General features: G+C 65.8%; 16 protein-coding genes. 9 read left to right on the top strand and 7 right to left on the bottom strand.

Annotation, left to right across the window (positions count from 1 at the left end):
- Positions 1 to 176: 176 nt before the first annotated feature.
- Entirely contained in the window at positions 177 to 629 is a 453-nt protein-coding gene (locus ACIPUD_RS26975; protein WP_446481861.1) for a nuclear transport factor 2 family protein, read from the bottom strand.
- A gap of 277 nt (positions 630 to 906) precedes the next feature.
- On the opposite strand from ACIPUD_RS26975, the gene ACIPUD_RS26980 reads away from it, so the two are divergent.
- The 3 genes from ACIPUD_RS26980 (at position 907) to ACIPUD_RS26990 (ending at position 1,652) form a co-directional block, all read left to right on the top strand.
- Positions 907 to 1,146: a hypothetical protein gene (locus ACIPUD_RS26980; protein WP_018453532.1), complete on the top strand. Its 240-nt coding sequence runs from the start codon at positions 907 to 909 to the stop codon at positions 1,144 to 1,146.
- A gap of 120 nt (positions 1,147 to 1,266) precedes the next feature.
- Positions 1,267 to 1,470: a hypothetical protein gene (locus tag ACIPUD_RS26985; protein ID WP_446481862.1), complete on the top strand. Its 204-nt coding sequence runs from the start codon at positions 1,267 to 1,269 to the stop codon at positions 1,468 to 1,470.
- Positions 1,467 to 1,652, top strand: coding sequence for a hypothetical protein (locus ACIPUD_RS26990; RefSeq protein WP_240543984.1), 186 nt, complete (start codon positions 1,467 to 1,469; stop codon positions 1,650 to 1,652). Before ACIPUD_RS26985 ends, ACIPUD_RS26990 begins: the two co-directional genes overlap by 4 nt.
- Positions 1,653 to 1,721: 69 nt before the next feature.
- Here the strand turns inward: ACIPUD_RS26990 and uvrB are convergent, their stop codons facing one another.
- From uvrB to ACIPUD_RS27010, 4 genes are all read right to left on the bottom strand, one after another.
- Positions 1,722 to 4,697, bottom strand: coding sequence for an excinuclease ABC subunit UvrB (gene uvrB / locus ACIPUD_RS26995; protein ID WP_446481863.1), 2,976 nt, complete (start codon positions 4,695 to 4,697; stop codon positions 1,722 to 1,724).
- A gap of 101 nt (positions 4,698 to 4,798) precedes the next feature.
- Positions 4,799 to 5,029, bottom strand: coding sequence for a hypothetical protein (locus ACIPUD_RS27000; RefSeq protein ID WP_018453534.1), 231 nt, complete (start codon positions 5,027 to 5,029; stop codon positions 4,799 to 4,801).
- Positions 5,030 to 5,087: 58 nt separating this feature from the next.
- The gene (locus tag ACIPUD_RS27005) at positions 5,088 to 5,315 is read right to left on the bottom strand and encodes a hypothetical protein (RefSeq protein ID WP_007596778.1); all 228 of its coding nucleotides are present in this window, start codon (positions 5,313 to 5,315) and stop codon (positions 5,088 to 5,090) included.
- Positions 5,316 to 5,438: 123 nt separating this feature from the next.
- A complete protein-coding gene (locus ACIPUD_RS27010) occupies positions 5,439 to 6,356 on the bottom strand; it encodes a LysR substrate-binding domain-containing protein (RefSeq protein WP_018453535.1) in 918 nt (305 codons plus the stop codon).
- 122 nt (positions 6,357 to 6,478) lie between these two features.
- On the opposite strand from ACIPUD_RS27010, the gene ACIPUD_RS27015 reads away from it, so the two are divergent.
- The 3 genes from ACIPUD_RS27015 (at position 6,479) to ACIPUD_RS27025 (ending at position 8,297) form a co-directional block, all read left to right on the top strand.
- Positions 6,479 to 7,258, top strand: a complete 780-nt coding sequence (locus ACIPUD_RS27015) for a sulfite exporter TauE/SafE family protein (protein WP_204512358.1) — start codon at positions 6,479 to 6,481, stop codon at positions 7,256 to 7,258.
- On the top strand, positions 7,255 to 7,485 hold the full coding sequence (locus tag ACIPUD_RS27020) for a hypothetical protein (protein WP_018453537.1): 231 nt from the start codon (positions 7,255 to 7,257) through the stop codon (positions 7,483 to 7,485). The genes ACIPUD_RS27015 and ACIPUD_RS27020 overlap by 4 nt, the downstream gene beginning before the upstream one ends.
- 113 nt (positions 7,486 to 7,598) lie before the next feature.
- A complete protein-coding gene (locus ACIPUD_RS27025) occupies positions 7,599 to 8,297 on the top strand; it encodes a glutathione S-transferase family protein (RefSeq protein WP_018453538.1) in 699 nt (232 codons plus the stop codon).
- 69 nt (positions 8,298 to 8,366) lie between these two features.
- On the opposite strand, the gene ACIPUD_RS27030 is transcribed toward ACIPUD_RS27025, so the two are convergent.
- The gene (locus tag ACIPUD_RS27030; protein ID WP_083926324.1) at positions 8,367 to 8,558 is read right to left on the bottom strand and encodes a cysteine-rich CWC family protein; all 192 of its coding nucleotides are present in this window, start codon (positions 8,556 to 8,558) and stop codon (positions 8,367 to 8,369) included.
- A 114-nt stretch (positions 8,559 to 8,672) separates the two neighbouring features.
- Here ACIPUD_RS27030 and ACIPUD_RS27035 point away from each other — a divergent pair, with 114 nt between their 5' ends.
- The 3 genes from ACIPUD_RS27035 to ACIPUD_RS27045 all read left to right on the top strand — a co-directional run bounded on the left by ACIPUD_RS27035 (position 8,673) and on the right by ACIPUD_RS27045 (position 11,885).
- Positions 8,673 to 10,262 carry a DUF1800 domain-containing protein gene (locus ACIPUD_RS27035; RefSeq protein ID WP_446481864.1) on the top strand — a complete coding sequence of 530 codons (1,590 nt, stop codon included), beginning with the start codon at positions 8,673 to 8,675 and terminating at the stop codon, positions 10,260 to 10,262.
- 2 nt (positions 10,263 to 10,264) lie between these two features.
- Positions 10,265 to 11,482 (top strand): DUF1501 domain-containing protein, encoded by a 1,218-nt coding sequence (locus tag ACIPUD_RS27040; protein WP_026232550.1) that lies wholly within the window; start codon positions 10,265 to 10,267, stop codon positions 11,480 to 11,482.
- 79 nt (positions 11,483 to 11,561) lie between these two features.
- On the top strand, positions 11,562 to 11,885 hold the full coding sequence (locus ACIPUD_RS27045; RefSeq protein WP_446481865.1) for an antibiotic biosynthesis monooxygenase family protein: 324 nt from the start codon (positions 11,562 to 11,564) through the stop codon (positions 11,883 to 11,885).
- 18 nt (positions 11,886 to 11,903) lie between these two features.
- On the opposite strand, the gene ACIPUD_RS27050 is transcribed toward ACIPUD_RS27045, so the two are convergent.
- Positions 11,904 to 12,845: an aldo/keto reductase gene (locus ACIPUD_RS27050; protein ID WP_446481866.1), complete on the bottom strand. Its 942-nt coding sequence runs from the start codon at positions 12,843 to 12,845 to the stop codon at positions 11,904 to 11,906.
- Positions 12,846 to 13,023 lie beyond the last annotated feature (178 nt).

Here is a 13,023-nt window from a genome sequence, read left to right on the forward strand (position 1 = left end):
AACCCCAAGCGCACAGGAAAGGTGCCGCGGGGTCGCTCAACTCATTTGTATGCGAACAAAATACGTCAATTCGGCCAAAACGCAATTCACGTTTTCGCAATGCACAATTGATCCCGGCGTGTGAGATTTACAATAAACCCCGCATTTTTCCCGGTCCGGGCCGGTTTGGGAGAGAGCTAACCCCCGTCCACCCGCTCGCCCACGATCAGGGGGCCGATCTCACGTTCCAGCACCTGCTGCACCAGATCGTAGGAATCGATGATCTCCCGGATCTGCGCCACCTGGCCGCGGCGAAAAGTGTAGAACACGGCCATGTCGACCTGAATGATGCGGTCGTTGCTGCGCTTCCTGAAGAACACGCGCAGATAGGCCGCGACCGTGTCCCCCTCGGCGACGATCTGCGGCACCTCGTAGCGGATCTCGGCGTATCGCTCCTGCACGGTGCGCCAGAATTCGCCGAGCTCCTGCTTGCCGTGGCACGGGCCCGTGTGCGGCAGCACGTCGATCGGCGCGTGGGTGAGGAAGTCGACGTCGTCGGTGCAGCACGACAGCGCGGCCGCGAGATCGCTGCGCGAGATGGCGTCGAGCAGATGCAGCACGCGCTGGCGATTGAGCTTCTCGACCGTCATTCCGCCCGCCCTTATCGGCCGTGTGGAGTTCGCGCAAGGCTAACGCGCTGCCTCGGACACCGGCAATCCGCAAACTACAGGGGATATTGCTGACGTATGACGCGCCAGCGCAATGCCAGGTTCATGGCTACAATTTATGATTGAGCGAGCGCGAGCCTTCACCAATTCGTGCAGGCGTTCGGCTGCATGGTCTAGCGAAGCATCGCGTGCGCGCGCGGGAACCGGGACGGGCCCGTGCCTGTTGAGAGTGCGACACCGCATCCGGAGACATCGATCCATGAAATCCCTTGCCGCCATCGCCGTACTTCTCATCTGTGGCGCGACGTCCGCCGCCAACGCCAAGGGCTGCATCAAGGGCGCCGTCGTCGGCGGCGTTGCCGGCCACTATGCCGGCCATCACGGCGTCCTCGGCGCCGCCGCCGGCTGCCTCTACGGCCGCCATCATGCCAAGGAGCAGCAAGAGCAGGAGAGACAGCGGCAACAGCAGAGCCAGGTGAACGGGCAGGGCAAGCTGTAACCCCTGGTCATTCGGGGCGCGCGCGCCTTGTTCCCGCAGAGGAAATGGGCGTGACGCATCTCACATCAGGTCCCCCTGATGACGGCTAGATTCATCCGCATGTCCTCAGGGAGACGTGTCATGGCCGCCGTCGCCAGAGTCAGAAAGTCCAGCCTGCACAACGCGCTCGAAGGCCTCGCACTGACCGCGACGCTGCAGAGCTTCCCGACCTTCGCCGCCGCCGCCTTCCTGCTCAAGCTGGTCGGCATCACGACCTGGTCGGCGATCCCGGCGTCGCCATCTTCGTCGTCATCGTCTCGCTCGCCCATGCGCTGCTTGCAGTGAGCTTCGGGCCGAGCTTCCCGCATTTGTTCAAGACCGTCTACGAACCGAAGTTCTTCGAGGCCCATCTGTCGCTCGCCGACAAGATCACGGCATGGCGCACCCAGCCGGTCGCCTCGCTGCAACTGATGACAACCGTGCTGCTGCTGTCGGTGATGGCGGTGGTGACGGCGAGCCTGGGGTGAGTTCGCGTTCTCATAATTCTCCGACGCCGCCATGAACAACCATGGGCGGCGCCGGCGCTCCGCGCCCCCTTACCTCTTCTTCCACCCACCCCTATGCCCCGGCGCCCCTCCGCTCGACCGCGGCGATGGCCCGAACTCCGGCCCTGACTGCCTTGAATCCGTCGGCTGGATGATGCGGCTCTCGCCACCGAACGGCTTCGACGGCAGCGCGCGGTCGCCCCGATATGGCAACGATTCCGGGCCGTGCATCTCGTCGAGATGCGGCTTGTGGATTCGCGAGCCCTTGCTGCCGCTGGCCTTGAGCGCTGTGGCGGCGCTCTTGTTCTTCAGCGCGCTGACCGGCAAATTGGCGGCGTCGCCGTATTTCTTCGCGCCCGCATAGGCTCCGGCCTTGCCCTGCACCGTGCGCTGCTTGACGGTGGGATCGTCGACCACCGCGAGCTCGGTGGCGCGCAGGCGCTTGACCTCGTCGCGCAGGCGCGCGGCTTCCTCGAAGTTCAGATCGGCGGCGGCCTCGCGCATCCTCGTCTCGAGATCGCCGAGTACGGCTTCAAAATTGTGGCCGATCGAGATGACGTCGTCGGTCATGTCGTGGCCGCCGATCTCGACCAGCACGTGATCGCGCTCGTAGACGCTGTTCATGATGTCGCCGATCGACTTCTTGATGCTCTCCGGCGTGATGCCATGCGCCGTGTTGTACTCGACCTGCTTCTCGCGGCGGCGGTCGGTTTCGGCGATGGCGCGCTCCATCGATCCCGTCATCTGGTCGGCATAGAGGATCACCTTGCCGTCGACGTTGCGCGCGGCGCGGCCGATGGTCTGGATCAGCGAGGTTTCGCTGCGCAGGAAGCCTTCCTTGTCGGCGTCGAGGATCGCGACCAGCGCGCATTCGGGAATGTCGAGGCCTTCGCGCAGCAAATTGATGCCGACCAGCGCGTCGAACGCGCCGAGCCGCAGATCGCGAATGATCTCGATGCGTTCGATGGTGTCGATATCGCTGTGCATGTAGCGAACGCGAATGCCCTGCTCATGCAGATATTCGGTGAGATCCTCCGCCATGCGCTTTGTCAGCACCGTAATCAGCGAGCGATAGCCGGCCTGCGCCGTGGCCCGGACCTCGCCGACGAGATCGTCGACTTGGGTGCGGGCCGGGCGGATGTGGACCGGCGGATCAATCAGACCGGTCGGGCGAATCACCTGCTCGACGAACACGCCGCCGCTCTCGTTGATCTCCCAGGCGCTGGGCGTCGCGGAGACCGCGATGGTCTGCGGCCGCATCATGTCCCATTCCTCGAAGCGCAGCGGGCGGTTGTCCATGCAGGACGGCAGCCGGAAGCCATATTCGGCAAGCGTCGCCTTGCGGCGGAAGTCGCCGCGGAACATGCCGCCGATCTGGGGAACGGTGACGTGGCTCTCGTCGGCAAACACCAGCGCGTTGTCGGGCACGTATTCGAACAGCGTCGGCGGCGGCTCGCCGGGCAGGCGCCCGGTGAGATAGCGCGAATAGTTCTCGATGCCGGCGCAGCTTCCGGTTGCCTCCATCATCTCGAGGTCGAAGGTGGTGCGTTGCTCCAGTCTTTGCGCTTCCAGCAGGCGGCCCTGGTCGTGGAGCTGGTCCAGCCGCATCTTCAATTCGGATTTGATCGACTTGATCGCCTGCACCAGCGTCGGGCGCGGCGTCACATAGTGCGAGTTGGCGTAGATCTTGATGAATTCGAGCTCGTCCTGCTTGTGGCCGGTGAGCGGGTCGAACTCCTCGATGGTCTCGACGGTGTCGCCGAACAGGTTCACGCGCCAGGCACGGTCTTCATAGTGCGCCGGGAAGATGTCGATGACATCGCCGCGCACGCGAAATGTGCCGCGGGTAAAATCGGCCTGGGTGCGCTTGTACTGCAGCGCGACGAGGTCGGCGATCAGCTGGCGCTGGTCGATGCGCTCGCCCTTCTTCAGGGCAAAGGTCATCGCGGTGTAGGTTTCGACCGAGCCGATACCGTAGATGCAGGACACCGAGGCAACGATGATGACGTCGTCGCGTTCGAGCAGCGCGCGCGTCGCCGAGTGGCGCATGCGGTCGATCTGCTCGTTGATCGAGGAGTCCTTTTCTATGTAGGTGTCGGTGCGAGGGACATACGCTTCCGGCTGGTAATAGTCGTAATAGCTGACGAAATACTCGACCGCGTTGTCGGGGAAGAAGCTCTTGAACTCGCCATAGAGCTGGGCGGCGAGCGTCTTGTTCGGTGCCAGGATGATGGCGGGCCGCTGCGTCGCCTCGATCACCTTGGCCATGGTGTAGGTCTTGCCGGAGCCGGTGACGCCGAGCAGCACCTGCGAGCGGTCGTTGCGGTTGATGCCCTCGACCAGCTCGGCGATTGCGGTTGGCTGGTCGCCGCGCGGCTCATAATGCGACTTGATCTCGAAGCGCACGCCGCCTTCGGACTTTTCCGGGCGCGGCGGCCGATGCGGGGTCCACACCCTGGTGGAGCCGTCGTCCTTGCGGAACTCCGGCCGGCCCTCGCGGATCAGCGATTCCAGCGCGTCGGCGGTCGCCTTGACGCCGAGCGCCTCCATCTTGCTGCGCGGCGGACGAGCCAGGGCTTCGGCATCGTCCTCTTCCGTCGGGAGGCCGAGCTGACGCGCCAGTTCCGGATCGAGCGTCGGTATCGTGGCCGCGGTTCCGTAATTGGCCTGCGGCGCCTCGTCGAAGCCCGCGTCGCGGGCGCCGGGCGGCTGCGGATTGGGCCGCAGCGGCATTGGCCTCGTATTGTCCTGCGGAAACTCTTTCGGCGTCGAGGCCCGCGCGCGATGCGCGGCGGCCTCGCCTCCGGAGCGGCGGTCGCGCGAATTGTCCGGCGGCGGCTGCAGTCCGGTGCCCGATCCGAGCCCGGCATCGCCGCGATTGATCGCGGGATTGAGCAACTCGGCCAACGCCGGCCCGATCGGCTGCACGTCGGGGCGAGACGCCTTGGAATTCGGCGCCTTCGCGTTCGGAGCCTTGGCCTTGGGGGATTTGCCGGATTTCTCGGAGGATGCAGGTTTCTTCGCCATGCTCCGAATATGGGGCGAGTCCGCCTCGCAATAAAGAGCGAATGCCCGGCAATGCTCAGACTGCTGACAGCAGGTTGGCAGCAGGCCTTGGGATCTTGCGATCAGGCCGCCGGCAGCGGTCCCTCATCGTCCCCGGCTGCCTGACGCGGCTCGAGGATGTCGAGATGGATGCCGCCGCAATCGGTGCAGCGCATGGTCCAATACTCGCATCCGGCACGGCCCCCGATCACGCGGAGCACCGTGAGATCGCCCTCGCATTCCGGGCAGCTGGACAACACATTGCGGGTGTAAATCCTCGGCCGCGGCGTGTCTTCGAATTCGATGACTGACATGACCGATTTCCCCCTTTGACCCTGCGCCGTTCCTTGGTTCGCCTGCAGTCCCGCTCGCTTATTCGTCGTCGCTGTCGTCGGCCCGCCGGCGGAAGCGATCGATGTGGTGCTTGGCATGGGCAATCGCGGCATCGGGATCAGGCCAGGCGAAGCCGACTTCCATGGCCGGAAACAGCACGCCGTCGATGGCAACCGGGCTGAAATCGGCACGCCGGATCCGGGCGTGCCACAGCCCCTGGCCAGCTTCGAAGGATTCGATGTCAAAGCCGTCGTAAAGGGTCGTCATTGCAGTCCCCAAAATGTTTTATTCGAGCGCCTTGTTGGAGGGTCAGGGGACCACGTTTGCGGATTTCAGGATGTGAAGCCGTTCACAAGCGGCGGGCTTTTTTGCCAAAGTCCGATAGCAGCGTCAGTTCCGCGCGCTGGTGCGGCCGGGCCGCCGGACGGGACGGGCGGCGGGTTCCGACGCCGCGCGCATGATCCACCGGCGGAACGCGGCAAAGTCGCGCTGCTCGGTCTGGAAGCTGCGATAGAGCAGGTACCAGCGCATGCCCTTGGGCACCGAGAGCTCGAATGGCGCCACCAGCCGGCCGGCGGCGAGGTCGTCGTCGATATAGGGTCGGATGCCCATGGCGATTCCGAGCCCGTCGGCGGCAGCCTGAAGCGCCTGGCCGTAGAACTGGAACTCCGGTCCCCGCGCGTTGACGCGCGCGAGGTTTGCGGCCTTGAGCCAGATCGGCCAGTCCTCGGGCGAATGCGCGACGCGGATCAGGCTCGGTGCCTTGAGATCGGCCGGGCGCTTCAGCGAGGAGGCGAGGCGGGGCACGCAGACCGGCGTGAGGTCGCCGGCGAACAGCGGCTCGGCCACCAGCCCCGGCCAGTCGCCGGTGCCGAGCTGGATGCCGCAGCTCCAGTCCTCGCCGAACGGCACCGACGCGCCGCCGGTGGTGAAGCGCACCTCGATGTCGGGCTCTTCGCTGCGAAACTCCGACAGGCGCGGGATCAGCCAGCGCATCGCAAAGGTGTGGCCGATGCCGATGGTGAGCACGCGGACGCTCGAGGGCGCCGTCACCTGCGCGGTGAGGCTTGCGAGCGCATCGAAGATCGGCGTCAGCCCGCTCTGATAGGCGCGGCCCGCCTGCGTCAGCAGCAGCTTGTTGGCCTTGCGCTCGAACAGCGCGACGCCGAGCCGTTCTTCCAGGATGTGCACCATGCGGCTGACGGCGGCTGCCGATACGCTCAGCTCGAGGCCGGCCGCGGCAAAGCTGCCGGCCCGCGCCGCGGCCTCGAATGCCTTGATGCCGTTGAGAAACAGCAAGCGCCGCAAATGATCGACCCTCAGGAAAGCTGATGCCAGGCCAAGATAACTCAGTTTGCGTAGACGGGGCAAGCGGGGCACGTTTCCTTCGCTTCGCGCCGCGAGCGGGGAGAAGGCCGGGAGATTTTTACGTGACGCCCATCATGATCGCTGCCCTTGGATTGCTGATGGTCGGCAGCGCGTTCCTGTCGGGGCTGTTCGGCATGGCGGGCGGGCTGATCCTGATCGGCGTGCTGCTGGCCTTGATGCCGCTGCCGACTGCGATGGTGCTGCATGCGATCACGCAGATGGCCTCGAACGGCTGGCGGGCCTTTCTCTGGCGCGCGCATATCCGCTGGCGGCCGGTCGCGAACTATATGGTCGGCGCGGCCGTCGCGCTCGCGGCGTGGTCGCTCACGCGCTACGTACCGGACAAGCCGGTCGCGCTGCTGCTGCTCGGGATCACGCCGTTCATGGCGCGGCTGCTGCCCGCCAACATCAAGCCGGATCCCGACCGTCTCTGGCAGGGCACCGTCTACGGCACGATCTGCATGGGCCTCATGCTGATGACCGGCGTGTCGGGGCCGCTGCTCGACACCTTCTTCCTCGGCGGCGATTTCGGCCGGCGCGAGAAGGTGGCGACCAAGGCGATGTGCCAGCTCGTCAGCCATTTCAGCAAGCTGATCTATTTCGGCGGCGTGATCGACCAGGCGGCGACGCTCGATCCCGTGCTCGCGGCCGTCGCGATCGCAGCATCCATGCTCGGCACCACGCTGGCGCGGCGCATCCTCGAAGCCATGACCGACCAGCAATTCGTGGCCTGGTCGATGAAGCTGATCACCACCATCGCCTGCTACTATATCGCCTATGGCAGCTGGCTGCTGGTCCGCACGCCGGTGCTGGCAGCCTTCGACAAGGGAGGTCTGCAATGAGCGAGACTGCCGACCCGCTGGTGCTGGACTTCGTCGAGTGGGTTGCGCGCGAGCCCCGCGCCTATGCCGAGGTGATCGCGACCTGGAAGACGTCGTGCCCGCGCCTCACCATCTGGGAAGACGCCGCCGACCGCGGCTATGTCGCGCGCGAGACGCTGCCCGGAATGGGGCTGGTGATCGCGGTGACGGAGGACGGCGAGAGGCTGCTGCGCACGAACGGGCGCTAGCTCTCCACATCCGTCGTTGCGAGCGCAAGCGAAGCAATCCAGAATGCTTCCGCGGCGGCAGTCCTGGATTGCTTCGCTTCGCGTGCAATGACGGAATACCGGGAGACCCTTTCATGTCGCTCAAACTCTTCGAACTCGTCGGCACAGACGCCTCGCGACCGTTCAGCCCGTTCTGCTGGCGCACGCGAATGGCGCTGGCGCACAAGGGCCTTTCGGCGGAAACGTTGCCCTGGCGCTTCACCGAGAAGAGCGCGATCGCGCCACATGGCTCGGAGAAGGTTCCGGTGCTGCTGCATCACGACCAGCCGGTGGTCGATTCCTGGACGATCGCGATCTATCTCGAAGACAAGTTTCCGGATCGTCCGTCGCTGTTTGGCGGCGAGGGCGGGCGCGCCATGGCACGCATGCTCAATGTCTGGGGCGACATCGCCATCGTCGGCGGCATCTTTCCATTGATCATCGCCGACATTCCGAACAATCTGGACGAGGTCGACGCCGCCTATTTCCGCCAGTCGCGCGAGGCCCGTTTCGGCGGCAAGAGGCTGGAAGAGATCATGGCCAGCCGCGATGCCGGCGTGGTCGCCTTCCGCAAATCGCTCGAGGTGATGCGGCAGACCCTCAAGAAGCAGCCCTTCATCGGCGGCGCCGCACCGAACTATGCCGACTACATCGTGTTCGGCGGTTTTCAGTGGGCGCGCGCGACGAGCCCGTTCAAGCTGCTGGAAGCGGACGACCCGGTTTACGCCTGGCGCGAAAAGCTGCTGGATGCGTTCGACGGCATGGCACGGAAGTCCCCGGGGCATCCAGTGTAGTTGTCGCGAGCCGTCTCTCCTCAACGTCGTCCTGGCGAAAGCTAGGACCCATACCGAGGAAGCGGAGGGTTATGTTGCCTCCGCCGCCGCACGCAAGCACGCCCGGCACAAGCAATCCTCGCCCTTGACCGGCATCGGCAGCCGCGCCGTTTCTTCCGCGCACCAGCAGGTGCCGGAGAGGTCGCAGCCGAACTCGGCGCCGCAACGAGAGCAGGCGAGGCGGCGGGGTTGCTGCGCCGGAATGTCTTGCCGATTTGTCATGATTTGCGCAAAAGCCGGGCTGTCGTTTTCATGCCGGGTTCATCTCCCGCTGCGGTATATTAGGCCTCGCGCACGTATCGGGAAAGCGGTTGGCAGCGCGCGAAGGACATATCGATGGCCCGCGATTCGCAAGCCGCGCTCGTCGCGCTCAACCGTTTCGGCTTCGGCGCCCGCGGCGGCGCATCCGGCGATCTCATCAACGCGGCCTCCGATCCTCGCGGCTTTGTGAAGGCGGAACTCACTCGTCCCAACGGTGTGCTGCTGGAGGCGCCGGGCCTGCAATCCGCGCCGCAGCTCGGGCAGGCCGTGTTCGCCTATCAGGATCAGGTCAAGCAGGCGCGCGAGGCCGCCGCGAAGGCCGGCGCGCCGACTGAAGCGCCGTTGCAAGCGCCGGCCGATCAGAGGCCCGGACCGCGCCGCAATCTCTCGCTGAACGCCGTGGCAACCGAGATCGCCGGCCAGATGGCCGAGGCCAAGCCCGGTAACAATAAGCCGGCTGACAACAAGCCGGCGGACAATATGGCCAAGCCGGACACTATGCAGCCCAACGCGGCCGCGCCGCCTGCCGCAAAACCCGCCCCGCAGCCGCTCAACGTCATCCAAAAAACCTTTCGCGCCGAGGCACTGGCGCGGTTGCAGCGCGCGACGCTGGTCGAGTGCGGCTTCACCGAACGGCTGGTCGTGTTCTGGTCCAACCATTTCTGCATCTCCGCCAGCAAGGGCGAGCTGGCGCGGATCTGGGCCGGTGCGTTCGAGCGCGAGGCGATCAGGCCGCATGTGCTCGGACGTTTCGCCGACATGCTGAAAACGGTGGAGCAGCATCCGGCGATGCTGTTCTTCCTCGACAACCAGCAATCGCTCGGACCGGACTCGCGCGCGGGCCAGAACCGCAAGCGCGGGCTGAACGAAAATCTCGCGCGCGAGATCATGGAGCTGCATACGCTCGGCGTCGGCGGCGGCTATACGCAGGACGACGTCACCTCGCTCGCGCGCATCATCACCGGCTGGACCTTTGCTGGCCGGCAGGGACAGCTGGGAGCGCCCGGTTCGTTCGTGTTCAACGTCAATGCGCACCAGCCCGGGCCGCAAATGCTGCTCGGCAAGACCTACGAGCCGACCGGCCTTGCGCAAGGCGAAGCCGCCCTCGCGGACATCGCACGCCATCCCTCGACCGCGAGCTTCATCGCCACCAAATTCGTCCGCCACTTCGTCGCCGACGATCCGCCGCCGGCGCTGGTGGCGCGACTGCGCGATGTCTTCATCAAGACCGACGGGGATCTCAAAGCGCTGGCAACCGCACTGGTCGATTCCGACGAGGCGTGGAAGGCGCCACTGACGAAGATGCGCAGCCCTTATGATTTTCTGGTCGCGAGCGGCCGGCTGCTCGCGCGCGTGCCGGAGGATCCCGGCGCCTATCTCAACAACCTCAATCTGCTGGGCCAGCCGCTGTGGTCGCCGGCCGGCCCGAATGGTTTCGCCGACACCAATGCCGCCTGGGCTGCGCCGGAAGGCATCAAGCTCCGGCTCGACATTGCCGCGCAAATGGGCGCGCGGCTTGGGCCCAACATCGACCCGCTCGATTTGTTGGAATTTGCCGCCGCGGATGCGGCCTCGATCGAAACGCGGCGGACCATCGAGCGCGCGGAGTCGCGGCAGCAGGCGCTGGCGCTGCTGTTGATGTCGCCCGAAATGCAGAGGAGATGATGATGATCGACTGCGTCGAGAACCGGCTCCTCACCTCGCGGCGCGGCCTCCTGCTTGGCGGCGCCTCGTTCGCGGCCTGGGCTTACTTGCCGAAATTCGCGCGCGCCGCGGATGGCCGCGATCCTCGCCTGATCGTGGTGATCCTGCGCGGCGCGCTTGATGGGCTTTCGACCGTCGCGCCCGTCGGAGATCCCGATTATGCCGGCCTGCACGGGGCGATCGCGCTCACGGCGGACGGTGCGCATCCCGCGATCATGCTCGATACTTTCTTTGCGCTGCATCCGGCGATGCCTGAGTTCGCACGCATGTATCGCGACAGGCACGCCGCGGTGATCCACGCGGTCGCGACGCCCTATCGCGACCGCTCGCATTTCGACGGCCAGGACGTGCTCGAAAGCGGCTATGCCGGCCCGGGGCGCGTGCAATCCGGTTGGCTCAACCGCGCGCTGGAAGCGCTGCCGCGCGGCGAGCGGGTGTCGAGTGCTCTTGCCGTCGGCCCGACCACGCCGCTGGTGCTGCGCGGCAATGCGCCGACCGTCGGCTGGGCGCCGGTGGCGCTGCCGCAAGCCGATGACGACACCGCAATGCGTCTGGTCGAGCTCTATCGTCACCGCGATCCCGCGCTGGCGGCCGTGCTGTCGCAGGGCCTTGCGCTGGAAAAGGCCGCGAGCGGCGACGACATGAAGCCGAAGCCGGGCAATGCGGTCGCGCAGATGCGGCAGGTCGCGCGCGGCGCCGCAAAACTGATGGCGTCCGACGACGGCCCGCGCATCGCGGCGCTCGCGTTCGATGGCTGGGACACGCACGCCAATGAAGGCGGCCCTGTCGGTCGCCTCGCATTCCTGCTCGGCGGGCTCGACGGTGCGCTCGCTGAGTTCGAAAGCGGCTTAGGGGAACGCTGGCGCGACACCGTCGTCGTGGTCGCCACCGAATTCGGCCGCACCGCGCGCATCAACGGCACCGACGGCACCGATCACGGCACGGGAACGATCGCGCTGCTCGCCGGCGGCGCGGTGAAGGGCGGCCGCGTCATCGCCGACTGGCCCGGCCTCAAGCCTGCCAACCTTTTCGAGGCCCGCGATCTCAAGCCCACCACCGATCTGCGCTCCGTGATCAAGGGCGTGCTGCAGGGCCAGTTCGGCCTGTCGGATCGCGTGCTGGCCGAGACGGTGTTTCCGGACAGCGCAAGCGCACGTCCGATGAAGGGGCTGGTTGCTTAACCTGCGATTCCGGGCTCGCACCTTGCGGCGCGTCCCGGAATGACGACATGATCAGCCGAACATCAGGAGACCATCACCCATGTACATCGCCATGAACCGCTTCCGCGTCGCCAAGGGCTCGGAGTCCGCTTTCGAGCAGGTCTGGCTGTCGCGCGATACTCATTTGGACAAGGTGCCGGGCTTCGTCGAGTTTCATCTGCTGCGCGGCCCCGAGCTCGAGGATCACACGCTGTACGCCTCGCACACGGTGTGGGCGAACCATGCGGCGTTCGAGGCCTGGACCAAATCGGATGCTTTTCGTGCCGCGCACGCGCGGGCCGGCGACACCAAGCCGACTTATCTCGGCCATCCCCAGTTCGAGGGCTTCGAGGTGATGCAGACGGTGGGGCGCGGCGCCAAGTAGCGCGCGCCGCCGCAAAGATCAGCCCAGCGTGATCTTGTCGATCTCCGCCATCTCCTCCGCACCGAGTTTCCACGCAATCGCCTTCACGTTCTCCTCGACCTGCGCGACGCGGGTGGCGCCGGCAATCACGCTCGACACTTGCGGGCGCGCGGCGAGCCAGGAGAAGGCGAGCTCGAGCATGCTGTGCCCGCGCGCTTTCGCAAATGCCGTGAGCTTCTCGACGATGTCCTCGTTGCGCGGCGTGACATAGCGGTCGCGTAATGCCGGTACCTTGCCGAAGCGCGTATCGGTCGGGGCGGCCGCGCCGCGCTGGTACTTGCCGGTGAGCAGCCCGCTTGCGAGCGGGAAGAACGGCAGCAGGCCGAGCTTGTACTCTTGTGCGGCCGGCAGCAGGTCTTTTTCGATGTCGCGCACCAGCAGGCTGTATTCGTCCTGGCAGGAGACGAAGCGGCTGACATTCATCGCGCGTGCGATGAACTCGGCTTCCGCCAGGCGCCAGGCCGGAAAATTGGAATTGCCGATGTAGCGCACCTTGCCTTGACGGATGAGATCGTCGAGCGCGCGCAACGTCTCCTCCATCGGCGTCAGCGGGTCGTAATCGTGCTGCTGATAGAGATCGATGTAGTCGGTCTTGAGCCGCGTCAGGCTCGCCTCGACTGCGTTCATGATGTAACGGCGCGAAGCGCCCTGCTTGGTTCCGTCGGCCGCCATCGGCTTGGAGAATTTGGTGGCGAGCACGATCTCCTTGCGGCGGTCGCCGAGCACGGTGCCGAGCACCGTTTCCGAACCGCCCATGCCGGCATAGATGTCGGCGGTGTCGAACAGCGTGATGCCGAGATCGAGCGCGCCGTGGATCACCTTGCGCGAGGTCTCCAGGTCCGTGCGCTGGCCGAAATTGTTGCAGCCAAGCCCGACCGCAGACACGCGCAGGCCGGAGGCGCCGAGATTGCGAAGTTCCATGGGAGATCCCCGTCGGAGATGGGCAGGGGCGCATTGTGACCGCGGTGCCCCGCCGCAGCAAGCCGTGCGCCGCGTTGCTGCCATGCTGACAAGGCTGCCGACAAGGACTGCCGACAAAAAAATGCGGCCCCTGTCAGACGCGGCGACTGACGGGGACCGCTTTGGGGCGCTTGATCGG

The sequence above is a fragment of the Bradyrhizobium sp. CAR08 genome, assembly GCF_052871955.1.